Annotated in this window: 26 protein-coding genes; 19 read left to right on the top strand and 7 right to left on the bottom strand. The window is 28.1% G+C overall.

Annotated features, from left to right (window positions below; all coding sequences use genetic code 11):
• Positions 1-15: 15 nt before the first annotated feature.
• The 8 genes from ACTG45_RS10060 to ACTG45_RS10025 all read left to right on the top strand — a co-directional run bounded on the left by ACTG45_RS10060 (position 16) and on the right by ACTG45_RS10025 (position 7,700).
• A complete protein-coding gene (locus ACTG45_RS10060; RefSeq protein WP_479920264.1) occupies positions 16-2,493 on the top strand; it encodes an ABC transporter permease in 2,478 nt (825 codons plus the stop codon).
• A gap of 13 nt (positions 2,494-2,506) precedes the next feature.
• Complete coding sequence (locus ACTG45_RS10055; protein ID WP_479920263.1) at positions 2,507-3,193, top strand: ABC transporter ATP-binding protein; 687 nt, start codon at positions 2,507-2,509, stop codon at positions 3,191-3,193.
• Positions 3,194-3,434: 241 nt separating this feature from the next.
• Entirely contained in the window at positions 3,435-4,268 is an 834-nt protein-coding gene (locus ACTG45_RS10050) for a helix-turn-helix domain-containing protein (protein ID WP_479920262.1), read from the top strand.
• A gap of 35 nt (positions 4,269-4,303) precedes the next feature.
• Entirely contained in the window at positions 4,304-4,759 is a 456-nt protein-coding gene (locus tag ACTG45_RS10045; RefSeq protein WP_021384719.1) for a VOC family protein, read from the top strand.
• Positions 4,760-4,928: 169 nt separating this feature from the next.
• Complete coding sequence (locus ACTG45_RS10040) at positions 4,929-5,354, top strand: VOC family protein (RefSeq protein ID WP_021384726.1); 426 nt, start codon at positions 4,929-4,931, stop codon at positions 5,352-5,354.
• Positions 5,355-5,720: 366 nt separating this feature from the next.
• Positions 5,721-6,041: a hypothetical protein gene (locus ACTG45_RS10035; protein ID WP_003424083.1), complete on the top strand. Its 321-nt coding sequence runs from the start codon at positions 5,721-5,723 to the stop codon at positions 6,039-6,041.
• A 138-nt stretch (positions 6,042-6,179) separates the two neighbouring features.
• On the top strand, positions 6,180-6,824 hold the full coding sequence (gene trmB / locus ACTG45_RS10030; RefSeq protein WP_021384740.1) for a tRNA (guanosine(46)-N7)-methyltransferase TrmB: 645 nt from the start codon (positions 6,180-6,182) through the stop codon (positions 6,822-6,824).
• A 144-nt stretch (positions 6,825-6,968) separates the two neighbouring features.
• Positions 6,969-7,700, top strand: coding sequence for a hypothetical protein (locus ACTG45_RS10025; protein ID WP_479920261.1), 732 nt, complete (start codon positions 6,969-6,971; stop codon positions 7,698-7,700).
• A 131-nt stretch (positions 7,701-7,831) separates the two neighbouring features.
• On the opposite strand, the gene ACTG45_RS10020 is transcribed toward ACTG45_RS10025, so the two are convergent.
• A complete protein-coding gene (locus ACTG45_RS10020) occupies positions 7,832-8,110 on the bottom strand; it encodes a hypothetical protein (protein WP_021384709.1) in 279 nt (92 codons plus the stop codon).
• 271 nt (positions 8,111-8,381) lie between these two features.
• Here ACTG45_RS10020 and ACTG45_RS10015 point away from each other — a divergent pair, with 271 nt between their 5' ends.
• The 10 genes from ACTG45_RS10015 (at position 8,382) to lexA (ending at position 16,798) form a co-directional block, all read left to right on the top strand.
• Positions 8,382-8,828 carry a hypothetical protein gene (locus tag ACTG45_RS10015; protein WP_021384732.1) on the top strand — a complete coding sequence of 149 codons (447 nt, stop codon included), beginning with the start codon at positions 8,382-8,384 and terminating at the stop codon, positions 8,826-8,828.
• Positions 8,829-9,097: 269 nt separating this feature from the next.
• Positions 9,098-9,550: an acetyl-CoA carboxylase biotin carboxyl carrier protein gene (gene accB / locus ACTG45_RS10010; RefSeq protein WP_021384752.1), complete on the top strand. Its 453-nt coding sequence runs from the start codon at positions 9,098-9,100 to the stop codon at positions 9,548-9,550.
• A 15-nt stretch (positions 9,551-9,565) separates the two neighbouring features.
• The gene (gene accC / locus ACTG45_RS10005) at positions 9,566-10,927 is read left to right on the top strand and encodes an acetyl-CoA carboxylase biotin carboxylase subunit (RefSeq protein ID WP_479918749.1); all 1,362 of its coding nucleotides are present in this window, start codon (positions 9,566-9,568) and stop codon (positions 10,925-10,927) included.
• A 14-nt stretch (positions 10,928-10,941) separates the two neighbouring features.
• The gene (gene accD, locus ACTG45_RS10000; protein WP_021384748.1) at positions 10,942-11,796 is read left to right on the top strand and encodes an acetyl-CoA carboxylase, carboxyltransferase subunit beta; all 855 of its coding nucleotides are present in this window, start codon (positions 10,942-10,944) and stop codon (positions 11,794-11,796) included.
• A 20-nt stretch (positions 11,797-11,816) separates the two neighbouring features.
• Positions 11,817-12,761 carry an acetyl-CoA carboxylase carboxyltransferase subunit alpha gene (locus ACTG45_RS09995; protein ID WP_479920260.1) on the top strand — a complete coding sequence of 315 codons (945 nt, stop codon included), beginning with the start codon at positions 11,817-11,819 and terminating at the stop codon, positions 12,759-12,761.
• A 188-nt stretch (positions 12,762-12,949) separates the two neighbouring features.
• Entirely contained in the window at positions 12,950-13,210 is a 261-nt protein-coding gene (locus ACTG45_RS09990) for a stage V sporulation protein S (protein ID WP_003424039.1), read from the top strand.
• A 152-nt stretch (positions 13,211-13,362) separates the two neighbouring features.
• A complete protein-coding gene (locus ACTG45_RS09985; RefSeq protein WP_479920259.1) occupies positions 13,363-13,734 on the top strand; it encodes an ACT domain-containing protein in 372 nt (123 codons plus the stop codon).
• A gap of 98 nt (positions 13,735-13,832) precedes the next feature.
• Positions 13,833-14,603, top strand: a complete 771-nt coding sequence (locus tag ACTG45_RS09980; RefSeq protein WP_479920258.1) for a hypothetical protein — start codon at positions 13,833-13,835, stop codon at positions 14,601-14,603.
• Positions 14,604-14,931: 328 nt separating this feature from the next.
• A complete protein-coding gene (locus ACTG45_RS09975) occupies positions 14,932-16,059 on the top strand; it encodes a tyrosine-type recombinase/integrase (RefSeq protein WP_479918745.1) in 1,128 nt (375 codons plus the stop codon).
• 103 nt (positions 16,060-16,162) lie between these two features.
• The gene (gene lexA, locus ACTG45_RS09970) at positions 16,163-16,798 is read left to right on the top strand and encodes a transcriptional repressor LexA (RefSeq protein WP_009897067.1); all 636 of its coding nucleotides are present in this window, start codon (positions 16,163-16,165) and stop codon (positions 16,796-16,798) included.
• Between the two features lie 107 nt (positions 16,799-16,905).
• Here lexA and ACTG45_RS09965 read toward each other — a convergent pair whose 3' ends face one another.
• The 3 genes from ACTG45_RS09965 to ACTG45_RS09955 all read right to left on the bottom strand — a co-directional run bounded on the left by ACTG45_RS09965 (position 16,906) and on the right by ACTG45_RS09955 (position 20,702).
• On the bottom strand, positions 16,906-18,063 hold the full coding sequence (locus ACTG45_RS09965; protein WP_479920257.1) for a ComEC/Rec2 family competence protein: 1,158 nt from the start codon (positions 18,061-18,063) through the stop codon (positions 16,906-16,908).
• Between the two features lie 655 nt (positions 18,064-18,718).
• Positions 18,719-19,351 carry an OmpA family protein gene (locus ACTG45_RS09960; protein WP_479918743.1) on the bottom strand — a complete coding sequence of 211 codons (633 nt, stop codon included), beginning with the start codon at positions 19,349-19,351 and terminating at the stop codon, positions 18,719-18,721.
• Positions 19,344-20,702: a hypothetical protein gene (locus ACTG45_RS09955; RefSeq protein WP_479918742.1), complete on the bottom strand. Its 1,359-nt coding sequence runs from the start codon at positions 20,700-20,702 to the stop codon at positions 19,344-19,346. The genes ACTG45_RS09960 and ACTG45_RS09955 overlap by 8 nt, the downstream gene beginning before the upstream one ends.
• A gap of 169 nt (positions 20,703-20,871) precedes the next feature.
• On the opposite strand from ACTG45_RS09955, the gene ACTG45_RS09950 reads away from it, so the two are divergent.
• Positions 20,872-21,471, top strand: coding sequence for an ABC transporter ATP-binding protein (locus ACTG45_RS09950; protein ID WP_021384691.1), 600 nt, complete (start codon positions 20,872-20,874; stop codon positions 21,469-21,471).
• Positions 21,472-21,708: 237 nt separating this feature from the next.
• Here the strand turns inward: ACTG45_RS09950 and ACTG45_RS09945 are convergent, their stop codons facing one another.
• The 3 genes from ACTG45_RS09945 to ACTG45_RS09935 are packed head-to-tail and all read right to left on the bottom strand — an operon-like array spanning position 21,709 to position 25,692.
• Positions 21,709-22,911: a MalY/PatB family protein gene (locus tag ACTG45_RS09945; protein ID WP_479920256.1), complete on the bottom strand. Its 1,203-nt coding sequence runs from the start codon at positions 22,909-22,911 to the stop codon at positions 21,709-21,711.
• A 31-nt stretch (positions 22,912-22,942) separates the two neighbouring features.
• Positions 22,943-24,481 carry an AbgT family transporter gene (locus ACTG45_RS09940; RefSeq protein WP_479918740.1) on the bottom strand — a complete coding sequence of 513 codons (1,539 nt, stop codon included), beginning with the start codon at positions 24,479-24,481 and terminating at the stop codon, positions 22,943-22,945.
• Between the two features lie 41 nt (positions 24,482-24,522).
• The gene (locus ACTG45_RS09935; RefSeq protein WP_021384699.1) at positions 24,523-25,692 is read right to left on the bottom strand and encodes a M20 metallopeptidase family protein; all 1,170 of its coding nucleotides are present in this window, start codon (positions 25,690-25,692) and stop codon (positions 24,523-24,525) included.
• Positions 25,693-25,992 lie beyond the last annotated feature (300 nt).

Here is a 25,992-nt window from a genome sequence, read left to right as displayed (position 1 = left end):
GAAGTAGGTGTAAATTTGAAGATTATATTAAAGTATATTTTAACAAATGTTAGAGAAAGAAAAATTAGGACAGCAGTTATGTTATTGTCCATAGTTTTATCAACAGTTTTACTTTTTGTTTCATTCTCGATTGGATTATCTTACGAAAGTGCGCAGAGAAAGATGGCAAGAGGTATGTTTGGTAGTGCAACTATATCTGTTCAAAATAAGAATCCAGATATGTTAACTAGTCTAGAAGATATTCCCAATCTAAACTCCATAAAATCAAAGGTTGGGATATTGGAAAGTTCTGCTGTTTATCATAAGGATGGATATTATGAATCATTTAGTCTTATATCAGCAGACTTAAATCAACTGAATAAAATCAACAAACCACGATTAGAAAATGGAAATAATATTGATGACTTTTCTGGTAATAAAATTATTCTTCCTAATCGTTTTACATCAAAATATAAAATAAAAAAAGGTGATTCTATTACTTTACAAATCCATGGTAAGACTTATACTTTTGAAGTTAGTGATATTGCTTCATATGATACAGTATTTTTGAGACATACAAGAGGTGTAAATGCACTATTACCTAAAGAAACTCTATCAAAGATTTTAGATAAAGGAAATGGATATACAAGAGTTCTTATAGAATCAAAAGAAGAAAATACAGAAAGTCTAGTAAATAAATTATCTGAAGAGCTCTCAACTGAAAAATTCAAGGTATCAAGTACAGTAAATGAAAGTAAGATAGTTGCAGATGCTAGACAAAAAACAATGCCTTTCTTTTTAATAAGCTTTTTCGCATTAACTCTTAGTATATTTATTATATACAGTAGTTATAAGGTGATTACATTAGAACGCCTTCCGTTTATTGGTACTTTTAGAAGTATTGGTGCCAATAAAAAAACTGTAACTTATATCTTAATGTTTGAAAGTATACTATATGGAAGTATTGGAGGATTAATTGCTATTCCTATTGGTATAGTTGTTTTGAATATTATGCTTCATGGACTTGGAAACTCTCTTGAACAAGGAATATCAATCCCAACAGTTATATCTCCTATTGGAGTAATTGTCTCTGTTATAGTAGCAATAATTGTTTCTTCTCTTAGTGCATATATACCTGTTAAAAAAGCTGGTCGTTTACCTATCAAAAGTATTATATTAGGAACAGTAGAAGAAAAACGTGTTTCAAATCGTTCTATACTTTTTATAGGAACTATTATACTTATTTTGTCTATTCTACTGCCAAGAATATCGCCTGAAAATACATTATATGTAGCTGGCGGATTTTCATTGCTAGGATTAATTGTATCCACTATTGTATTAATACCACTTTTTACTAATACTATGTCTACAGTTTTTGAGTTTGTTTATGAAAAGATTTTAGGCAATGAGGGTAAATTAGCTGCTAGAAATATAAAAAATAATAAAAATATCACACAGAATATCACATTATTATTTATAAGTATTTCTGCAGTAATTGCAATAAGTGTTGTTGGTAGTTTTGTAAAGACTTATATAGGTGATGTATTTCGAGATGCAGAATTACAGGGTTTTGCAGATGGAAAGATGGATGAAGAGTTTATTGAAGATGTTAGACATATGAATGGAATTGAAAATGTTTTACCTACTTATGTTATGAATAATAAGATTTCTGGTAACGATAGAATATTTTCAAGATTAGAAGCTACAGATAATTTAAAATTATACAGTTCTATGCTTGCAATTAATTATACAAATTATGATATGAAAGAGCAAGTGATTGAATCTTTCAAAGATAAACGTTCTATTATTTTGAATGAAGATACTTTAAAAAAAGTAGGCTTGTCTATAGGAGATACCATAACTCTATCTAATGATAAATCTAATTTTTCTTATAGTATAGTGGGGAGTTTTAAATCTCGTGTAAGTGATGTAGAAGCTGTTATACCATCACATTATGCTGTTAGTGATTTTGATGAAATTAATTATGGTTTTTTAGCATATACAGCCGTTAATCCAGATGCTGTTATGATTCAGATAAGAGACTTATTTGGAGATACATCTAATTGGAGTCGTACTGTTGAAGAATTTAACAATGATGCTTTAAAAACTATAAGCAGTTTTTTATTTCCTATGAATAAAATGACTTATTTTATTTTTATTCTTGCTACAGTAGGTATTATCAATAATCTGCTAATTAATTATATTCAAAAGAGACACTTTATAGCTATGTACAAATCGGTAGGACAGAGCGATAAACAAAATGTAAAAATGACATTGATTGAAGGTTTTACTTCAGGTTTACTTGGTGCTGTTATTGGGATTGTAATATCTATAATGGAAATTCAAACTATCTTCATAGTTGCAGGACCAAAGATTTCAATGACACCAAATTTAGATTTTAAAACATTTATTATTGCAGGGTTATTGGGAATTACAGTAACCTTAATAGGCTCAATAGTACCCATTGTAAAAGGGAAGAAAATGAAGCTGGTAGAAGAAATTAAATTCGAATAATTTGGAGGTTAATATGAAAACTGCGTGTAATAGTTTGCCTGTAGAAGCAAAAAATATTATTAAAGAATTTAAAATTGGAAATACAACAACGAGAGTATTAAAAGATGTATCTTTACAAGTAATGAAAGGTGAATTTGTTTCTATAATGGGTCAATCTGGTTCTGGTAAAAGCACTCTTTTATATATCTTAGGTGGTTTGGATACTCCGACAAATGGAAAAGTGTATATGAATGGAACTGATATATCACATCTTGATGATGATAAGATGAGTATAATACGCCGTAGAAATATAGGATTTGTATTTCAATTTTACAATCTAATACCAAATCTAAATGTGGAAGAAAACATAATGCTTCCTTTATTATTAGATGGTAAAAATTTAAAAGACTATAAAAAACAATTAGATGAAATTTTGAATATAGTTGGTTTATATGATAGACGTAAGCATACACCAAGAGAATTATCTGGTGGTCAACAGCAACGTGTTGCTATAGCTCGGGCTTTAATAGGAAAACCAGAAATTCTATTTGCTGATGAACCTACTGGAAATTTAGATAGTAAAACTGGAACAGAAATAATAAATTTACTGAGTAAAATAAATAAAGAAAGTGGTCAAACTATAATTATGGTAACCCACTCACGAGAAGCAACTAAAAGTAGTAGCCGTACTATTACAGTTTTAGATGGTGTAATCGTATAATGATTGATTATTCTATTTTGATGTAGATATTTTTAACTCTATAAATTTTACATATGTAAAGTAGATATAAATTAGATACTATCAAATATGTTATAATATAAAATGACAGATAAAAGTAATATATTTTTTATTATTTTATTTTTATTTTGTTTACTAAGCATATAAGGAGTATTCATGATGTATGAAAATAGCATGATACTTCTTATTTAATAAATATTAATGACAGGATAGGATATAATTTATGTTAAAAAAAGAAAGCATTCGTCTTATAAATAAAGATAGGTCACTTCTAATTTATGAAGAGGATTTTGTTTATCTCTTGCCTTGTATACAATTAAGAAATTGGATATCAAATTTTACTATCTCATTTCCAAATCAAACAACAATCTCTGATAATTATACTATTATCCCTCATGGAAGTGTAACTTTAGTATTTTTTTACGATGATATAGGATTACATAGTTTATTATTTGGTCCAACTACTAAACCAAAAACAGTAGGAAATATTGCTAATAAATGTGAGGTTATATTAATTATTGAGTTTCAACCTGCTGGTTTTTTTCCAATTGTAGGTGTACAACAAAGTGAGCTTAGGGATAAAGTTGTTTCCTTTTCTTCAGTTAATACTTTACTGGATATAGAAATAAAAAAGATATTCAATGAGTCTTTATCTACAGATGAATTGATTTTAAAGTTAGAAGAGTTATTGATTTCTAATATTAAAACTACATACTCAGATGAGTTTAATTTGGCAATTAAGTTAATTATTAATAACTTTGGAAATATATCTTCAGAAGAAATTTCTAAGAAAGTATATTATAGTTCTAGACACTTAAACCGACTTTTTAATCAATATCTAGGTGTGAATATGAAGACTTTTTCACGTTTAGTACGCATTAATAAATCTATACAACTTCTAAACAATAATAAAATTTCATTGCTCTATATATGTAATGAATTAGGATTTTATGATATTCCACATTTTATTAAAGATTTTAAAATTGTTTGTGGAATAACTCCTCAAAAATACCGAGCCAATATGTCTGATTTTTACAGTGAAATTGCAAAATTTTAAGCTATAATACTTGTAAAAGAAAGGATAGTGATAATATGAAATTTGGAGGAGTATTATTAATTGTCAAAGACATAAATAAATCAAAGAAATTTTATGAAGATGTTATGGAACAAAAAGTTACATTAGATTTAGGAGAGCATGTATCATTTGAAAATGGATTTGGCTTACAAATCAATTACAAAGCTATAATTGGATATGAATTACCAATAAATCAACAATCAAATAGTTTTCAATTGTATTTTGAAGTTGATGACATCAAACAGTGGGAAAGCAAAATAAATAGAATAGAAAATATCGAATTTTTACATCCTATAAAGGAATATTCTTGGGGGCAAAGAACTTTTAGATTCTATGACTTTGACAAAAATATTATAGAAGTTTCAGAAAATATGGAAAGTGTCATAAAAAGGTTTTTAAAGCAAGATTTAAGTATCGAAGAAATTTCAAAACGCACGATGTATCCTGTTGAATTTATTAAGCAGTTTCAATAATTATAAAGTATTAAAATATAGAAATTTTTCTTTATATTGCAAAAAATAAATATTTAGTACACAATATAAGAATACATAAAATAGCTTACAAACTCAATATTTGAATTTAAAATAAAAGAAAGAAATATCAATAAAAAGATAAAGAAATACATTTGGAGGTAATTACGTTATGTATGATGAATTGAAAATAAAAATGTACTCATTTACAATGGATTGTAAAGACCCACATGAATTAGCAAAATTCTATGCTATGTTACTTAATTGGGAAATCCCATTTTATAATGAAGAATTTGCATGTGTTGGTGCTCCAGGAACAAATCAAGGTACATATCCTGGTATAACATTTCAACGAAATCCTGAGTATAAACCACCTGTGTGGCCGCAAAAGCCTGAAGCTCAACAGCAAATGGCACATATGGATTTTGCTGTTAATGATTTGGAAAAAGCAGTTCAATATGCACTTCATTGTGGAGCAACAATCGCAGATGAACAATTTTCCGATGATTGGAAGGTTATGTTTGACCCAGCTGGACATCCTTTCTGCTTATGTCAGATGAAATCAGTTATCGAGAGTAGTCATTTTTCATTGTTATAGCCACACCATTTTTCAATAGCAACAAACAAAGCATAATGGTACACACCATTATGCTTTGCTTGTTGTACACAGATAAGCTTTCAAATATATAAATTTTGCATATATGAATTGGACATTATCAAATGTGTTATAATATTAAAACAACAAATAAAATCATTATATTTTTTAGCATAAGTTTTATTTGTTTACTAAGCATACAATAGGGTATTTACTTAAGGAAATAAAATATCATATAAAGTATTTTAAAGCTTTAAGTAATATTTGGCAGAAGTTTTAGTAAAATATGCAAAAACTAATTGATTATGTACCTTATATGGGTATATAATAGATATTGTTTTAATAAAATATTTGAAAGGGAATGATTTAATGAAAATTACTTTACCAGAAACAGCTATTGATACTTTGAAAAGTATCTTAAAAGACAATCAAGATAAACCTAATAATATAAGAGTATACTTTGCAGGTGTTGGTTGTGGAGGTCCTTCTTTTGGACTAGCTTTAGATGAGAAAAAAGAAGATGACTTAACTTATGAAGTTGGAGAATTACAGTTTGTAATGAGCTCTGATGAATATAGTCAGTATGGAGATATAATAATAGAAGATACAGGATTTGGATTTAGAGTTATTCCTGAAAATATGAAAGATCAAGGTGGGGGAGGATGCTCTGGTTGTTCAGGGTGCCACTAAGATTAACTTTTTAGCAAATCGAGAACTCTCTTTATAGAAATAATTTTCTATTTTAAGAGAGTTCTTTTTATTTTTTGCTCAGATAATGTATAATAAAAAATGTATTTTACTAATTTTTTATATATAAGGAGAATTATTGTGAGAAGAAGACGAAAAAAAGGTGCAGATGAAAAACTTTTAAGTTATACAAAATACGTTTTAAGAGACGATATAGAAAAAATAAAAGGCAAGTGGAGTTTAAAGTTTGGAAATGATAATCCCATACATGTAGAATTTGGTACTGGTAAAGGTAAATTTATAACAACTTTAGCCAAACAGAACCCTGACATAAATTATATTGCTATGGAACTTAAGGAAGAAGTTCTTTTAAAGGCTGTTGAAAAAGCTGATTCCTCTAATTTGAATAATATATTATTTTTATGGGGAGATGTAAGCAATATTTTAGATTACTTTGAAGCTAAAGAATTATCAAGAATTTATATAAATTTCTGTGACCCATGGCCTAAAAATAGATGGAGTAAGAGAAGACTAACTCATTCTGGATTTTTAGAAATGTACAATAAGGTTTTGGAAGATAATGGCGAAATTCACTTTAAAACAGATAATGAAAAATTATTCGAGTTTAGTTTAAATGAAATTGCTGCAAATAATTGGCTATTGAAGAATATTTCTCTTGATTTAGGAAATAGTGAGTATGAAAATAATGTTACAACAGAGTATGAAGACAAATTTATGTCACAAGGTATGCGAATATTTAGATGTGAAGCTAAAAAACGTAACTAGTAATATGTTTATAAGTTTAATAGTAGAAATTTATTTTAATTTATATTAATAAAGTGTACGAAAGTAGGCATATATAACAAGGAAACAGAACCCTCTCATAGAAATTAAATTACTATATAAAAAAATTTTATGTGGGAGGGTACTATGAATTTAGCTAATTTAATACCATTTCTTATTTCTGCGGCGGCTTTAAATCCAATAAGTTCAAATGATAATGTTCTAAATGACAACCAACTTAAAAATATTTTTCCTGATGCTAATCTAAGAGCAGTTGTAAAACGATATATAAACCCAGATGAGATGACTATAAGTAATATAAAAGCTTTGGATGGAGAATTTTATGCAACTGGTGAAAACATTTCAAATTTAAAAGGTATATCATATCTTGAAAATGTAGACAATTTTATTTTTTGGAACAATAATATAAAAGAAGTTCCTAAAGAAGCTTTAAGTCTAAAGGATATGGATTCAATCAATCTAGCAAATAATTATTTGGTTGATGATGGTGTAGTAAATTCTCTTTCTAATAATGGTGTGGATGTAAATTGTGATTTGAATTTTATCAATACAAAAGATAATCAATATAAACTGGACTCTAAATATCATAATGTTGATATAGCCAAAGGTGAAAATATTGATTTGAGAAAAATAATTACAAAGAAAATTGATAGCTATTATAAGTATTGGGAAGTTACTGATAGCCTTCCAAAGGATTTAGATTTTGTGGTATCTGTAAGTGATAAAAGTGTAGTTTCATATGAAGATATGATTGTTAAAGGAAATAAAACAGGTCAGGCTGTAGTAAAAGTTATACTAAGTGACAAAAATGATTTAAATACATCTCAAGAAGTTCTAATCACTATCAACGTAAAATAAATATATGTCCTTGCTCAATAATTTAATTTTCAATTTAAATGTATAATCAAAATAAAGGTTGCTGGTAACAGAGCACTATTATTAGCGCTTTGTTACTAGCAACCTTTAGATATCTATTAGAAATAGAATATCTAGAAAATACCATTTCTTCTGTTAGTAGCCCATATTCCTATTAATATTATTAATGAATATACGATATATAAAACTACTCTTATATACTGGACATCTAGTCCAAAAAATTCAATGTTACTTTGTGAGGTATGCAACATCACAAGGACTGCAGATATACCAATAAGCAAAGGATTGATTACTATTTGCTTATCAGTTCTTAAAATCATTATTTTACCCATCCAAATAATTGATAATATAAAAAATAAAATTTTAAGACCAAATTCTAATGTATCTACCAAAGCGAAAACATCCCTTCATTTATAATAAATTTTTCAGCTCAACAAAAATATAAAACCCTAAAATAATTTTTAAACCTATGATAAATCCATAATAAGATAAGTTAATTGAGTATCATAAAACTTTATCTACATTAATATATACTACACTATACTTCAAATTTCTTAAACATAAATTAATGAAATTAACAAAAATTTATTCATAAGCATATAAAGATATATTTCATTATTTAAATGCATATCATTATATATACAGTTTTAGGAGGCGAGGTATATGGAATCTAAATTTTTTAATTGGTACACTCAATCCTTAGGAGGAACTTTTGGCATTATATCGTGTATATGTGCTTACTTAAATGGATACATGTTTGTTTATACAAATAGTGCTAGCAAATACTTTGAGAGTATAGGCTTTTTAGGAATAATTTCAAGTTATATATTACTACCACTTTGTATGTTGACTTTGCTTTTTGGAATTATATATTCTTATACACCAGAAACATCTGATAAAAGTATTTTTAATATACCTTTTTTTACTTTAAATAAAAGATTAATATTTACTACAGTAGTTTTTGGCTTTATAGGTGCTAGAGTTTACTTTATAATTCCTGCAATTTTAATAACTTTTAACCTATATAGTAATATTTTAATAACTAAGTTAAAGTATATTCTATGTAAGAATAAAGAAAATGATACTAATTTGAAAGAAAGCGAAGTCTAAATTGCATAATATTGGTATTTGTCTTAAAAATCCCCGAGGTATTAATTTGTATTCCCTTGTATTTTGCAAAAAATATTGAATTTTATTCATTTTATACTTATAATCTATATTAATAATGGAAAATTAAAACAAATATAAGTTACTTGTTGTTAATCTAAAATTAAAATATATATTGATGTGTTGATTCTCTAGTCAGCACTTTTTCTTTTATAAATTTGTTTTTTGTGATATAATATTAGCACCAGGTAATAATACAAGGGGGTAACAACATGAACATCAATGAAATTAAGGAATTATTAAAGGTTATAGACTCAACTAACTTAGAATATGTAAAACTTGAAAGTAGCGATTTAAAATTGGAAGTATCTAAAAAAGCCCAAGCTTCAAGTTCACCTGTTTTAAGTGTACAACAAGAATCAGTAGTGGATCTTTCTTTAGAAAAGCCAGTTGTAAATGATATACCTGTAGCATCTAATGAGAATCTATCTGTAGTAGTAGCTCCTTTAATGGGAACATTCTATGATTCTCCAAGTCCAGATGCAGATAGCTTTGTCAAAGTTGGCGATATAGTTGAAGAAGGTGATACTTTATGTATATTAGAAGCAATGAAGCTTATGAATGAGATAACAAGTGAAATTAAAGGTGAAATAATTGAAGTATTAGTTGATAATGAAGAACTAGTAGAATATAATCAACCTTTATTTAAGATAAAACCATTGTAGTAGGAGGTATTTAAGTTGATAAAAAAAATACTAGTTGCAAATAGAGGCGATATAGCAGTTAGAATCATCAGAACATGTAAAGAACTAGGTATAAAGACTGTTGCTATCTATTCTGAAATAGATAAAGATTGTTTTCATAGATATATAGCTGATGAATCTATTTGTATAGGGCCAAACAATATAAGCAAGAGTTATAATAATATAGAAAATATAATATACCTTGCTCTTAAATTAAAGTGTGATGCTATTCATCCAGGTTTTGGCTTTTTATCAGAGAATCCTGAATTTGCAAAGCAATGTGAAGAGAATAATATTATTTTTATAGGTCCAACAAGAGAACAAATGATTTTGATGGGAGATAAATCTAGAGCAAGAGAAACTATGATGGAATTAAATATCCCTGTTGTTCCTGGTTCAGAATCTGTTTTAAAAACTAAGGAAGAAGCTTTAGAAGTTGCAAGAGAAATTGGCTATCCTGTTATGATAAAAGCCTCAAGTGGAGGCGGTGGAAAAGGTATGAGAATCGTTAGAAAAGAAGAAGAGCTTTTTTCAAATTTTGATATGGCAAGTTCAGAAGCTCTAGCAGCATTTTCTAATAGCGATTTATATATGGAAAAATTCATAGAAAATCCTAGACATATAGAAGTACAAGTATTTGGGGACAAACACTCAAATGCAATACATTTAGGTGATAGAGATTGTTCTATGCAAAGAAGGAATCAAAAAGTAATAGAAGAATCTTTAAGTCCATACCTTTCAGATGAAGAAAGACAAAAACTTCATAAAATCGCAGTAGATATAGTAAAAGGTGTAGGTTATATCGGTGCTGGTACTATTGAGTTTATAGTTGACAAAGATAAAAACTTTTATTTTATAGAGATGAATACAAGAATACAAGTTGAACATCCAGTTACAGAGATGGTAACAAATCTTGACCTTATAAAACTTCAAATATCTATAGCTAATGGGGAAGAAATTCCTTTTAAACAAGAAGATATTGCTTTTAGAGGTCATGCTATTGAGTGTAGAATAAATGCTGAAGATTCATCAAATAACTTTGCTCCATCACCAGGTAAGATAGAATCATTAAATTTACCTGGAGGTTTTGGCGTTAGATTTGATACTTTTGTATATGCAGGATATACTATACCACCTTTATATGATTCTATGATAGGTAAATTAATATGTTGGGCTGAGACTAGAGAAGAATGTATAAATAGAATGTATAGAGCTCTAGATGAAATTATTGTAGAAGGTATTAATACAAATGTAGAATTCCAAAAGGCACTTGTAACAAGTGGAGAGTTTAGAGAAGATACTCATCATACCAAATTTATAGAAGATGTCTTTATGAATAAAGAATTTGCTACATTATAAGGAGTAAATAGATTATGATAAAAAAATTTTTATCGTCAAAAGAATCTAAGTATGTTACGATTTCTTTAGATGACAACTTTAAAAAGAATAGTGTAGATGATAAATTTTGGACTTATTGCAAAGGTTGTGATAGTCATGTATTTAGAAAGGACATAGAAGAAAATTCATTTGTATGTCCAAAATGTTCAAGACATTATGGTTTAAGAGCAAGAAAAAGAATAAATTTATTGATTGATAAGGGAACTTTTATGGAATTTAATTCTGATGTAGAATTTCAAAATCCACTGAACTTTCCTAAATACAAAGAAAAAGTAGACTCTTATAAGGAAAAAACGAATGAGTCAGAAGCTGTTGTCACAGGTTATGGAAGATTAAATGGAATTAAAACAGTTATTTGTGTAATGAATCCTGATTTTATGATGGGAAGTATGGGTTCTATTGTTGGAGAGAAGATAACTTATTCAATAGAATATGCTGCTGAAAATAATTTACCTATAATTATTTGTTCTGCTTCAGGAGGAGCTAGAATGCAAGAAGGTATGGTATCTCTTATGCAGATGGCAAAAACTTCTCAAGCACTTTCTAAACTTGAAGAAAAATCATTACCATATATATCAGTTCTAACTGACCCTACTACTGGAGGAGTAACTGCTAGTTTTGCTATGCTTGGAGATATTATAATTTCTGAACCAAATACATTGATAGGTTTTGCAGGACCAAGAGTAATAGAACAAACAATAAATCAGAAACTTCCTGAAGGATTCCAAACTTCTGAGTTTTTACTTGAAAAAGGTTTTATTGACATGATAGTAGATAGAAGAAAAATGAAGGAAGTCTTATATCAAATTCTTGCTATGCACAAGAAATAGGGCATGAAGGAGGAACTGTTTTGATTGAAAATAATAGCGAAAAAATAAAGGTTTTAGAAAATGATATTAAACAATTAATAACTATTTCTGAGGCAAATAATATAGATTTAAGCGATAAAATAAATTCACTTAATGAGAAATTGGAAAAACTTAAAGAAGATGCCTTTTCTCATTTATCACCATATGAGAAGGTAATGCTAAGTAGAGATATAAAAAGACCTACGACATTGGAATACATAGAACACATTTGTTCTAATTTTTTAGAGCTTCATGGAGATAGGCTTTTTAAAGATGACCCTTCTATAGTTGGAGGAATAGGTCAGATAGGAAGATTTAATGTTACTATAGTTGGCCATCAAAAAGGAAGAGATACAAAGGAAAATATAAAAAGAAATTTTGGAATGCCTCATCCAGAAGGATATAGAAAAGCATTAAGACTTATGAAACAAGCTGAGAAATTCAATAGACCAATAATAACGTTTATTGATACATCAGGAGCTTTTTGTGGTCTAGAGGCAGAAGAAAGAGGACAAGGAGAAGCTATTGCGAGAAACTTACTTGAAATGAGTAAACTTTCTGTCCCAGTAATCACTTTTGTAATTGGTGAAGGTGGTAGTGGAGGAGCTTTAGGTATTGGAGTAGGTAATGATGTTTGCATGTTAGAACATTCAGTTTATTCTGTAATTTCACCTGAAGGTCTTTCTAGTATCCTATTTAAAGATTCTTCTAAAGCTAAAGAAGCTTGTAATGTTATGAAACTTACAAGTGATGATTTATATGATTTAAAAATAATAGATAAGATTATAAAAGAACCTCTTGGAGGAGCACAAAAAGATGTAGCAGCTGTTTCAAAGGAAATAAAAGCTTATATTTTAGAAAGATTAAATCATTATAAAGATATGAATAAAGAAGAAATTATGACTCAAAGATATAATAAATTTAGAAATATTGGAAAATGCTTATAGAATATAAAGAAATTTGTAGTTTTTTCATTATAAAATGGTTTTAAAAAATAAAGGTTTTCTTAAAACAATTATAGAAGTATATTTTTATAAAAGTATACTTTAAATGATGATTGTAATTAGTAAATGGCAATTATGATTTAGTACTTTAGGTAATGGATACTTTAACAAATTAACAAGGAGATGTTGAAATGGAAGTACTAAAAGTTTCATCAAAATCTAATCCTAATTCTGTAGCTGGAGCCTTGGCTGGAGTACTGAGAGAACGAGGTATTGCAGAAATACAAGCTATAGGAGCTGGAGCTCTAAATCAAGCTATAAAGTCAATTGCAATAGCAAGAGGCTTTGTTGCACCTAGTGGAATGGATTTAGTTTGCATTCCCGCATTTACTGATATAGAAATCGAAGGTGATAAGAAAACAGCCATTAAACTTATAATTGAGCCTAGATAATATATCTTTTTATTAGAATTTAATTAAGTTTTAAAGGTTGGCTATAGAAATAGGATACTATAGTGAACCTTTTTTACTTTATATGTTTTATTTTATATAATTTTTAATGTATAATCTTAAGTAGACAAATAAGTTTGGAGGAGATGTACATTATGAAATTAAAATTATTTGCAGAAGAGTATGCAGTATGTAGATTAAATAATGATAGTAAAATACCAACATGGATAGATACAAAAAATTTTTACTCTATAACTAAAACTGAAGATGAATTAAGTATTGTATGTTCAAATAATAATATTCCTTCTGATGTTAAGTCAGAAAAAGAATGGAGAATACTTAAGATATTAGGACCTTTGGATTTTTCACTTATAGGAATTTTATCTAAGCTAAGTGGTTTGTTAGCAGAAAATAAAATAAGCATATTTGCAATTTCTACATATGATACAGATTATATTTTAATAAAAGAAAAAGATATAAAAAATGCTTGTAAAATTTTAAACTGTAATGGATATGAAGTAGAGTAGTTAAATACTTCTACATAAGGTTTTAATTTATGATTCATATAGTCGAAATTTTAAAAATAAGTATGATAAATATCTTTTGTTTTTTAGGAATATTTATTGTGTTTGGATTGATTTTTAGTATTACAGAAAATCTAAACAATAAATTTATATTTTCATCTTTTGGGAAAACTGGAATTATTGTAACTGGAGCTATAGGAACCTTTATTCATGAACTTAGTCATTTGGTAATGTGCTTGATTTTTATGCATAAAATAAATTCAGTTAAATTTTTCAGACCAATAGAAAGTAAAAATGATGGCATATTAGGATATGTAAGTCATAGTTATAAAAAAGATAATCTTTATCAAAGTATAGGAAATTTTTTTATAGGAATTGCGCCTATTATAGGTGGAACAATAGTGATTATTTTACTTTTTAATATATTGTTGCCAGAGAGTTATATGAAAGTGACACAAAATATAGATTTAAAATTATATGTAAGTATGATTAATAATTTCAATATAAGTGGTTTTATACACATTATTTTAGATGATATTTTCAATTTTATAAAAGTAATGTTGTTAACACCTAGTATATATTCGTTGAAGTATTTTATATTTATGTTCTTGATGTATTCTATATCTACACATATGTCACTTAGTAGTACCGATTTAAAAAATAGCTTAAATGGTTTGAGTTTTATAATCATAGTTATTTTTGTTATAAGTCTAATTACATACTTACTTGGACCTGATAACTTGAATATATCAAGTTTAATAGTCCAATATAATATATTTGTAAGTTTCTTTATGGCGATAGGGCTTATTTTTTCAATAATAACGCTCATAATATCTTATATTTTAAGTTTGGTTAGTCCGTTTAAAAATTAAAGATTAGTTGAATTTTAATTAAAGAGTTACATATTTTACTATCTATTTAGTTTAATTAGAAACATATAAAAATATTACATAAAAAAGATTTTAGTAGAGCATAAAATTTCTCAATATATTTATATAAATATATTGAGAAATAAAAAAAGAGTACTTAAATCTAACTAGTCTTTAAATGTGGATTTAGGGAATAGTTAGTGGTAACTTTGATTAGAGCGCTACTAATCTCTTAAAAATACAAAAAATGATTAAATTAAATATTTATACCAAATATAGATAATAAAAAATAATATAAAAGATTTATATTTTAACTTTAGGAGGTTTAATTTTGAATAATGATAAGAAAATTATAAAAGTACATAATAAATCAGATAAACCTGACAATATCGTCATCAAGGAAAATGAACTCATAGAAAAATGTTTACTTTTGGAAAATAAACTTCCTACATTTATGAAGGATTATTTTATATATTTAAAAGGCTCTGTCGCAGTTTCCACACGACTTGCTTATTTAGAAGATATAAATTTTTTCTGTTCCTATTTGATTGAAACCAAAGAATTAACAAGTGCAGATTGTATAAAAGATATTACAGAAGATGATTTTAATACAATAAAATCAAGGGATATAAATTTATTCTTAGGTGATTATTGTAGTAGATATTATAAAAATACAGAAAAAAATACATTAATTTTTGAAAATAATAATAGAGCTTTGGCAAGAAAAAAATCATCCATCTCTACTCTATTTAAATTCTTATACAGGAACTCTCAAATAGATAATAATATAACTGATGGGTTTAATCCAATAAAACTTCCAAAACCTCAACCAGATGCTATTAAGCGTCTTGAAATAGATGAAGTTGCTAAAATGTTGGAATCAGTAGAAACTGGTGAAGGTCTTACAGAAAAAGAAAAGGTGTATTGGAGAAAAACTAAACTACGTGATAAAGCTATTTTGGCTTTGTTTGTTACATATGGGCTTAGATTAAATGAGCTTAGAGAACTTAATATATCATCTTTTAATTTTTCAAGAGGAGAATTTAAAATATATAGAAAACGTGGAAAAGAAGTTTTAATGCCCATAAATCATACTTGTGAACATGTAATAAAAGACTATTTGCAAAATGAAAGAACAAGAGATGATTTATTAAATGATGAGGAAAAAGATGCTTTATTCTTATCTCTCCAAAATAAGAGACTTACAGCAAAAGCTATAAGAACACTAGTAAAGAAATATACATCTATTCCACTAGATACGACTAGAGATAATGGATATAGCCCTCATAAATTAAGAGCAACTGCTGCGACTTCTCTAATACAAACAGGATTTTCTATATACGATGTTCAAAATTTACTTGACCATGACAATGTCACAACTACTCAGCTTTATGCAGCTCATAAAAAGAATGTAAAACGTGATATAGTTAAGAATTTTGAATGGATTGAGGATGATTAAAAATCAGGAACAAATGTTTGCAGATATAAATGGATTATGTTATAATTAAAAATATAAAGCGTATGGAAATAAAAACAAAATATGTTTAGAAATGAGTGATGTTATGTATTTAGATCTAACTGAAAAGCAAGTCTTGATATTAGAATTTATAAAGTCTCAAATCATATTAAAAGGTTATCCACCTGCTGTAAGAGAAATATGTACTGCTGTAGGGTTAAGATCTACTTCAACTGTACACTCTCATCTAAATAAACTTGAAAAACTGGGATACATAAGAAAAGACCCTACTAAACCAAGAGCTATTGAAGTTTTAGAACGCAGTAAAGTAAATGATGTTTCTGGAGCTAATCAAGAAATAATAGAACTTCCTTTAGTAGGTCAAATAACAGCTGGAGAACCCATTTTAGCTCAACAAAACATAGAGGAATATATTCCATTCCCTGCCAGTTTAGTAAAGGGCAGTAATAATTTTGTATTAAGAGTAAAAGGCGAAAGTATGATTAATGCAGGAATTTTAGATGAAGATTACGTTGTAGTAGACAAAAAAAATACAGCCTTGAATTCTCAGATAGTAGTTGCACTTATAAATGGTGAATCTGCTACGGTTAAGAGATTTTTTAAAGAAGGAAATTTGATAAGACTTCAGCCAGAAAATGATTTTATGGAACCAATTATGCTTAATGACTCAGAAGTTGAAATTGTAGGTATTGTAACTGGTGTATTTAGAGTTATAAAATAGCTATTAAAGAATACTCAAAAAAATAAGCTATTCGTATAGATAAAATATGTTATCTATTGATTATAGCTTATTTTTTTATGCATTTAGTTTATTATTTATCTTTTTTATTATTTTCCATAACATATATCACAGGGGTCATTCTTCTTACTTTCTGCAATTGTACCTGATAATATTTTTTTACTTCTTGAAAGTCCACTACAGTTTTTTGTAGAGTGATAACTCTTCCCTTTTGGAGTAAAATACACTATTTCTGATGTATTCGATAAATTTTGTTCTTTATTTAAAGATTCGTCTTTTGCTGTATTATTATTTGATTTTTCATAGTTTCCATCTTCTCTAACACCCTTTTTATAGCTTCCATCTTTACAACTTGTAAATACTCCATCGCCTGTGGATTCAAATATTATATCTGAACACTCATCACTTCTATGTACCTTTACTCCCATTTTTTCTAATTTATTCATTGTTTCTTGATGTGGATGTCCATATGAATTACCTTTCCCTACTAAAAGAACTGCATATTCAGGTGCTACTTTATCTAAAAACGCTTGAGATGAACTACTGCGAGAACCATGATGAGCCACTTTTAAAAGGTCTACTTTTCCTAGCTTTGGTAATATCTCTTTTTCTGTACTTTCTTCAGCATCACCTGTAAATAAAGCTTTATCCTTACCATTAGTATATACAAGAACTAGAGATTGTTCATTAGTGGTATCTCCACCATTTGTATTTAAAACTTCAAAGTAAGAATCTTCTAGATAAAACTTCTTATTTTCAAGTGGCACGCTTGGAGATAAATCCTTATTTGCCAAAGCATTTATAAAATCTCTATAGCTTTTCGTTTCTGCTGAACCATTAGATACAAAAACATTTTCTATATTAAAGTTTTTGACAACAGAATCAAGTCCACCTAAATGATCTGCATGAGAATGGGTAGCTATAAGATACTTAATATCTTTTACACCTTGATTATTAAGATAGTCTACCATTAAATTTTCATCATCATTATCTCCACCATCTATCAATGTAAAAGTTTTGCCATCTTGAATTAATATAGCATCACTATTTCCTGTGTTGATAAAATGAATTTTTACATTTTTATCACTTGATATACTACTAGATAAGGAATCTTGGCTATTTGATTGATTGTTGCCGTTATCTGATGTATCGCAACCAGTCAAATAAATCGATATAGATATTATCAGTAAAAATACTAAAGCTTTGACTTTAGAATTTTTTTTATTATTTATATTTCTTTCTGTCACAAACTACTCCTCCATTTTACAATAAGTTGATAATTACTTTGTTTACTCTCCTAAGACCTCCTTTATTGTATAAATTTTCATCTATCATTTCTATATTTTATAATTCTCTATACAAATTGTCAAAATAAAATTACATTAAACTATATATAAAGACAAAAAACGCATCTCTAAATAAAATCATATCTTATGTGCAATTCAAACAAGTCGAAGTTGATTTTTTTGCTTAATTAGTATGGAAATAAATAAAAAAGGTATAAAGAGCTACTCTCTTTATACCTTCTGGAATACATTTTAGAAATATAAAAAACTATAACTGCTACAATGGAAAACAGTTATAGCTTTTATGTACACTTCTCTGACAATCATAACACTATATGCGTTTTTATGATATTTTTTTACATAATATTCTAAATGGCAACTTTTAAAACATAACATGAACAATTGACACCTTATAAGTTTTATATTATATAAAATGAAATATTTTACATCAGTAGTACCCAGTTATGCATTTTAAACGCCCATTTACGTTTAATATATTGCAAATTTTTTCCAAAAACTATAATATGTTAAGTATCAACAAAAATAAATAAACTTTTTCCTTAAAGAAGGCCTAAAGCTCACACCAACTGCCTTCTTTTTTTTTATAAAAATTTAACTATTTATTTTGATTAATATTTATTTCATATTTTAGCTCTACTCTTCTAGATGCATCTCTGTTTACACTCTTATCTTCATTTTTTATAAGTTCAGCTTTTGATCTTCCTATTGCAATAATATGTCTAGTAACCTTATCTTTATATTTATAGTTACCAATCTCATCCCCTACTATATACTTTGCAACACTATATGCTCTTCTTTGAGATAAATCTAAGTTGTATATATAGCTTCCTACATCATCTGTATGACCTTCTATAACTATTTTTGATATATAGTCCCCATAATCTTTATAAATAGTTTCTATGTACTTTGGAACAAACATTTTTAACATTTCTTTAGCCTCTGGTTTTAAAACATCGCTATCTACATCAAACATAGTTCTTTCACCAAAAGTTACTTGACCATTAGCCTTATCTACTTTCACAGGCATACCACTTTTTTTTAAGGTCTCCTCAACAGAAGCATTGACATTTTTAGCTAAATCTTGCTCGACAGAACCTGAAATACTTTCTGAACTAAATAAGATAAGAATTACAACCATCAATACAGTTGATAATAAATCTGTAAATGTTGGCCAAAAGCTACTCTTTTCAAATTCTCTATTAACAGTTCTTCTATATTTATTATTCATTTAACTCATCCTCACCTATGACCTTTATTTCTTTATCTTCTATCTCATAAATCTCTTCGTTGAAAGGGTTAAATACACTATCAATATCATTTTTAAATAGCTCTTCACTATCAAGAGGAACTTCATCTTGCATAAAAGAGTTGTTAAACATAACATCTAATTTATCTTGAATATCTAAAGAGTTCTCAAACATTATATCCAGTTTAACTTGTAGGTCATCAGAAAATTTTTCAATAATGCTTGAAAGATTTTTTATTGAATCATCTAGAGTAAATTTTTCATCTAAAAGGATTTTTTGATTTTGAGATATTTTATTTTCATGAGTCATTAATTTAGTTAATAAATCTTGAGCACTTCTTTCATATAAAGCAAATCCTGCATTTATATTTTTTATATAATCTCTAATTTTAAACTGGCTTTCAGTAGCATTGTATATATTTTTTGAGGATTCTTTTATGTCAAATAAAATCTCTTTATTTATATTATCTTGATTATCATACTTATCAAACAATTTTACAAATTTTACATTCAAAATATTAAACTGCTTATCTAATTTTCTTACGCTTTGGTCAAACGTCTTAATAGAACTTTGAGAACCTTCTAAAAGACCTTTTAAAGCTTCTATTCCACTTATAAATTCATCATTGAAGTCATTTAAATCTTTAGAAATTTTATCAAATTTTTCAATAGCCTCTATAGACTTGCTTATTTGTTTTATTGTATTTTTTACCTCTTCTACCTTTAAATCCATTCTTTCTGATTTAAAATGAGTTATCTCAGATGTCAGTAAATTTTCGCATTTTAACATTATCTGTATTAAGACATGCTCACAATCTTTTATCTTTGTAAAGTAACCTATAATTAGAGAAAACACAACTCCAAATATGCTTGTTGTAAATGCAGTCTGCATACTACTAATAGTTGAAGGAAGTGAATTTATAATGTCTTTAGTATCAACACATAAAAGCATTGCAGAAAGCCCAACAAATGTACCTAAAACTCCTAACAATATACTTATTGAAGATGAATTCTTTATGCTTCTAATCTTCTCTAACAGTGGCAAATTATTATGTTTTAAATCTGATACAACTTCTTCTATAAATGAAGTTATATTTACGTCTGAATAAGGATTTTCTTTACTATATGTATAATAATCATTCCTTATCTTTCCATAAAATTCACTCGTTTTATGGTTTCTATTGATTTCCTCTAATTTTGAACTTACAAATGAGTATACTCTGTTATTTTCTATTATCTTAAAAACAGAATACACAGTTATTGCAAGTAAAAACAATATAGTTATTGGATTAGTAAATATTGACTCTATTAAATTCGTTATTATGTTACTCAATTTTATCCCCTACCTTATAATTTATTTATCTATAATTTATACGTACAAGTTACTAAGAAAATACGTAAATAAACAAAATATTTATATTATATTTATGAAAAATGGTACAAATAGGTTATATTGTTAATAACATAATATATACGAGCTAAAAGTTATAGGGGGTGGCACAATGAATGACAACATAGTAGAAGTTAAAAATATAAATATGAACTTCTACACTAAGGAAGGCGAGCTTGAAGTATTAAAAGATGTCAATTTTAACCTGAAAGAAGGGGAAATATTAACTTTGCTTGGTCCTTCTGGAAGCGGTAAATCTACAATTTTAAATATTCTTACTAATCTTTTAAAACCAACTAGTGGAGATGTAAAGATTACTGGAAATATTGGATATATGTTTCAAAAAGATAATTTGCTTGAATGGAGAAATATAATGGATAATATAACTATTGGCTTAGAAATTCAAGGCAAAAAAGATAAAAAATCTTTAGATAGAGTTGAAAGTCTTTTAAAGACTTATGGATTATGGGATTTTAGAAACATGTACCCAAAAGAATTATCTGGGGGTATGAGACAAAGGGTTGCACTTATTAGAACACTTTCTGTAAATCCAGATATTTTACTTTTAGATGAACCTTTTTCAGCTCTTGATTATCAGACGAGATTGTTAGTTTGTGATGACGTTTATAGTATTATTAAAAATGAGAATAAGTCTACTATTTTGGTTACACATGATATTGGTGAAGCACTATGTATAAAAGTGCAACTTTAGAAAAATAAATAATTTTTCTTTAGCTTTTTCTTTATTACAATCTAATAAATCCCCTACAAACTTTGATATATCTATAAAATTATTTCTAATATAAATATCTAAGTGAAGATTATCAACAACAGTCACGCTTTGAAATTTTTTAAAATAATCCCAAAACGTTCAAAGACTATGCTTTGAAATATTTCAAAACATAGTCTTTTTTAAAATACGAAAATATATTATTTTTAGATATTACTATTATAATCCTTCAAATGCACTTCTTATTCTATTCATACATTCTTCTATAATTGGTCTAGGTGAAGCAACATTTATTCTTTCAAATCCTGCTCCTTCTTCTCCAAACATGTATCCTTCATCTAGCAATACCTTCGCCTTGTTAAACATTATATCTTCAAGTTGTTTTGCATCTAACCCATATCCTCTAAAGTCTAACCAAACTAAATAAGTTCCTTGAGATTTTATCATTTTTACTTTAGGCATATACTCATTAACAAAATCTTCTACATATTTAATATTGCCATCTATATACTCATTTACTTGATTCATCCAATCTTCACAATCATTATAAGCAACTTTAGTAGCAACTATTGCAAATGGATTGGGTAAGAATATGGCTAATTTAGCATCTGTTTCAAGTATCCATTTTTCTTGTAATTCTTTATTGTTGATTACTATATTTGATAATTGCATACCAGCTAAGTTGAAACTCTTACTTGGAGCTGTACAAGTTATTATTCTGTCCTTATAATCAGGGCATGCTACTTCTAATGGTATATGCTTTTCACCTTTACGAATAATATCACAATGTATTTCATCAGATATTATCCATAAATTATATTTCTTACATATATCTACTATTTTTCTAAGCTCTTCTTTTTTCCATACCCTACCAACTGGATTATGAGGGCTACATAATATAAACACCTTATTATTTTCATCTTTAGCTAACTCTTCAAATCCATCATAATCCATAGAATAATGACCATCTTCAAACTTTAAAGGACTATTGACTACCTTTCTTTCATTATTAGTTATCTTAGCTTCAAAAGGATAGTATACAGGTTTTTCTATTATTATACCATCACCCTTTTGTGTTAATATTTGTATGAAAAATCCTAATGCAGGTACAACCCCTGGGCTAAAGAACATATTCTCTTTTTCTATTTTCCAATCAAATCTTCTCTTAAACCATCCGCATACAGCTTCATAATAATCATCAGTTTGTTGAGAGCTGTATCCAAATATTTTTCTGTCTATTCTTTCATGCATTGCATTAATTATCTCAGGAGCACATGCAAAATCCATATCTGCTACCCATAGTGGTAGTGCATCTTCTGAAGAGCCTGGCATAAATTGAGTCTTAAGATCATATTTAAGGCAGTTTGTTCCACTTCTATCTATTACTTCATCAAAATTGTATCTTACTTCAGTTGTTTCCATTTTCTTTCCTCCCAAAATTATTAAATATGTTTTATAACCAAACTTGTCCACCTATTCCTACTGGTATACCTATTGTCATCCAAACTACTACTAAAACTGCAAGCACTGCAAAGTATCCTATAGTGTAAGGTATCATGGCTGAGAATATAGTTCCCATACCTGCATTTTTATCGTATTTTTGAACTGTTGCTAAAAGTATTATAAAGAATGCATTTAATGGTGATAAATGATTAGTTACAGAATCCCCTAGTCTATATACAAACTGAGTAAATGCTGGATGTATGTTTAATTGCATTAACATTGGAACAAATACTGGTCCAAATATCATCCATTTTGTACTTCCACTTATAACAAATATATTTATAAATGCTACTAGTACTAAGAATAGCAGTATTATAGCTTGTGGTGGTAATGGCAATGAGTTAAGTAATGCTCCACCTTTTATAGCTAGTACCTGTGCTAGGTTAGATACCGAGAACAGTGTTAAGAACTGACCTATAACTATTGCAAGTACGATAAACGGTGTCATCGTTGCCATTGATTGACATAATATATCATTTAAGTCTTTCACAGTCTTAATTTTACCAACCTTCATTCCATACACAATCCCTGGTAAGAAGAATAGTATAACTATAAAGAACTGTAAGCAAGACATAAGCGGTGCCCCAAATATTAAAGATCCTTCTGGACTTCTTAAAAAACTATTAGCTGGTATACATAAAGCAACTAATAATGCTACGTAAGCTAATACTGTAAAACCTGCTGACTTTGCTGCTTTTGCTTGTTCTTTTGTAACCTCAAAACCTTGATTATCATCCATGCCTTCTGGCGTACCAGTATATTTACCTAATTTAGGTTCTATAAATTTAACAGTTACTATTGTTGATACTGTAGCTACTATAAATGCAGATACAAATAGTGCATAATAACTAGCTAATAATGTCATATCAAACGCAGGTTGAATAGTTTGAGCTGCTGATATAGTTATTGGTGTTAGCGTAACATCCCATCCACCAGGAATTACAGCTGTTGCAAATCCACCACCAACTGATGCAAATCCACAGAATATACCAGCTAATGGATTTCTGCCTAATCCATAAAATATTGCACCTGCAAGAGTTGGTACTAATACGAAAGCAGCATCACCAGCTTGATTAGCAAATACTCCTATAAAAGCTATTATAAATACAACCGCATTCCCCTTAACTTTTGATAAACTCATTTTTATAGCAGTTGAGAAAAATCCTGTTTTTTCACAAACTCCTGTTGCAACTGCCATAACGAGAACTACCCCAAGTACAGGGAAGTTTTGGAAGTTCTTAACAAATCCTTGCATAAATAGTATTAAACCTTCTGCACTTATTAAGTTCATAACTTCTACTAACTTGCCTGTAGCAGGGCTTATTGCTGAAAAACCTAAAAAGCTTGCCATTGCAGATAATGCTACTACTATCAATGTAATATATGTAAATAATGCTAGTGGATGTGGCATTTTATTTCCAACTCTTTCAATCCACCCTAAAAATCCTCCACCGCTTTTTTTCTTATCTTCCTTTAATGCACCTTGCATTTTTATCCCCCCCATTTATAAAATTAGATTTATTTTAGTTATTATTTTTTATTTAAAAATTCAACTGCATATTTAGCCATAAATTCTAAACCTAACTTTAATGCATCTTCATCTATATTATACTTAGGATGATGTTGTGCATATATTATTCCTTTTTCTTTGTTACCTACCCCTAGATAACAATAAAAACCGGAATACTCTTTTAATATTTCACCATAACAATCTGATGCACATATTGGTTCATAAGGATCTAACTCTAATCCATCTATATTAGAAACTACTTCTTTAGCCATCTTAACTGCTTCTTCATCATTTACAACAGGTCCTATACCTCCAGTATGAGTAACCTTCACATCAACTCCGTAAACTTGTCCAACACCCTCACTTATTTGCTTTATAGTATCAAACACTTTTTTACCTGACTCTTCAGTAAAATGTCTGTATCCACCTATTACCTCTGCGCTGTTTGGAATAATATTTCCTATTGTAGTTCCTCCATGTATTGCACATGCATGTACAACACATTGTTCTAGTACACTTACATAATTAACTGGTATAGAGGATACTTTTAAAACTATATCGCAAGCTGGCTTTATCGGATCTATACTTTGATCTGGTCTAGAACCATGACCACCTCTACCTGTTATATCTATTCTCCAACCAGATCCACCAGCCATACGAGGTCCTGGTTCAACAGAAATTTTACCAGCTTCAATATTTGACCAAACATGAGTAGCTATTAATCTATCTGGCCCTCCATTTTCCTTAAAGTACTGTATTATCTCATTGTGTCCTCCACCAACTTCCTCAGCTGCTTGGAAAACTAATAATACTCTACCTTCTAAATCTTCTTTTATATCATTTAACATATGTGCAAGTCCTAGTAACATAGCTCCATGAGCATCATGTCCACAAGAATGCATTATTCCATCATATTCTGATTTGTATTCTACATCTGAATCTTCTTTCATTGGAAGCGCATCTATATCTCCTCTAATTGCAATTGTCTTACCTTCTTTTTTACCTTCTATCGTAGCTATTACAATATTTGGTTCAATAGATACAAAAGGTACCCCTATTTTTTGTAGTTCTTCCCTTATTCTTTGGGCTGTTCTTATTTCTTTAAAAGATAATTCTGGATACTTATGGAATTCTCTTCTCATCTGAATTACATAGTCTTCATATTTTTCACTTAATTGTTTTAAATTCATAACATCCCCCTAAAATAGTTATTATAATTTAAATATAGTTTAGATGCTAAACTATATTTAAATAGTAGCACTACTTTTTCCTCATGTCAATATAAAACGTTTTCATTTTTGTTTTTCTCAATCTCTTTTATTTTTCTCTGCATTAAATCCATATATAACAGCATCTTTCTATTTATATCTCTATTTTCATCTTAATCTATTGAAATTTTTTTATTTGTAACAAATTATATAATACTAGATTCTAAACACCAAAAAAGTTTAGCAGTTAAACTTTAAACCACTAAACTTTTTAATTCTATA

It is taken from the genome of Clostridioides sp. LIBA-7602 (assembly GCF_056688945.1).
This window is presented reverse-complemented; position numbering and strand designations above follow the sequence as displayed.

Bases quoted from the DNA above. Each gene is read 5' to 3' on its own strand.
- ACTG45_RS10025 (WP_479920261.1), top strand. From the start codon at position 6,969: ATGAATTTAGCTAATTTAATACCATTTCTTATTTCTGCGGCGGCTTTA.
- ACTG45_RS09990 (WP_003424039.1), top strand. From the start codon at position 12,950: ATGGAAGTACTAAAAGTTTCATCAAAATCTAATCCTAATTCTGTAGCT.
- ACTG45_RS10055 (WP_479920263.1), top strand. From the start codon at position 2,507: ATGAAAACTGCGTGTAATAGTTTGCCTGTAGAAGCAAAAAATATTATT.
- accD (WP_021384748.1), top strand. From the start codon at position 10,942: ATGATAAAAAAATTTTTATCGTCAAAAGAATCTAAGTATGTTACGATT.
- ACTG45_RS09950 (WP_021384691.1), top strand. From the start codon at position 20,872: ATGAATGACAACATAGTAGAAGTTAAAAATATAAATATGAACTTCTAC.
- ACTG45_RS09940 (WP_479918740.1), bottom strand. From the start codon at position 24,481: ATGCAAGGTGCATTAAAGGAAGATAAGAAAAAAAGCGGTGGAGGATTT.
- lexA (WP_009897067.1), top strand. From the start codon at position 16,163: ATGTATTTAGATCTAACTGAAAAGCAAGTCTTGATATTAGAATTTATA.
- ACTG45_RS09985 (WP_479920259.1), top strand. From the start codon at position 13,363: ATGAAATTAAAATTATTTGCAGAAGAGTATGCAGTATGTAGATTAAAT.
- accB (WP_021384752.1), top strand. From the start codon at position 9,098: ATGAACATCAATGAAATTAAGGAATTATTAAAGGTTATAGACTCAACT.
- ACTG45_RS09945 (WP_479920256.1), bottom strand. From the start codon at position 22,911: ATGGAAACAACTGAAGTAAGATACAATTTTGATGAAGTAATAGATAGA.
- ACTG45_RS09960 (WP_479918743.1), bottom strand. From the start codon at position 19,351: ATGAATAATAAATATAGAAGAACTGTTAATAGAGAATTTGAAAAGAGT.
- ACTG45_RS10045 (WP_021384719.1), top strand. From the start codon at position 4,304: ATGAAATTTGGAGGAGTATTATTAATTGTCAAAGACATAAATAAATCA.
- ACTG45_RS10050 (WP_479920262.1), top strand. From the start codon at position 3,435: ATGTTAAAAAAAGAAAGCATTCGTCTTATAAATAAAGATAGGTCACTT.
- ACTG45_RS10040 (WP_021384726.1), top strand. From the start codon at position 4,929: ATGTATGATGAATTGAAAATAAAAATGTACTCATTTACAATGGATTGT.
- ACTG45_RS10015 (WP_021384732.1), top strand. From the start codon at position 8,382: ATGGAATCTAAATTTTTTAATTGGTACACTCAATCCTTAGGAGGAACT.
- ACTG45_RS09935 (WP_021384699.1), bottom strand. From the start codon at position 25,692: ATGAATTTAAAACAATTAAGTGAAAAATATGAAGACTATGTAATTCAG.
- ACTG45_RS10035 (WP_003424083.1), top strand. From the start codon at position 5,721: ATGAAAATTACTTTACCAGAAACAGCTATTGATACTTTGAAAAGTATC.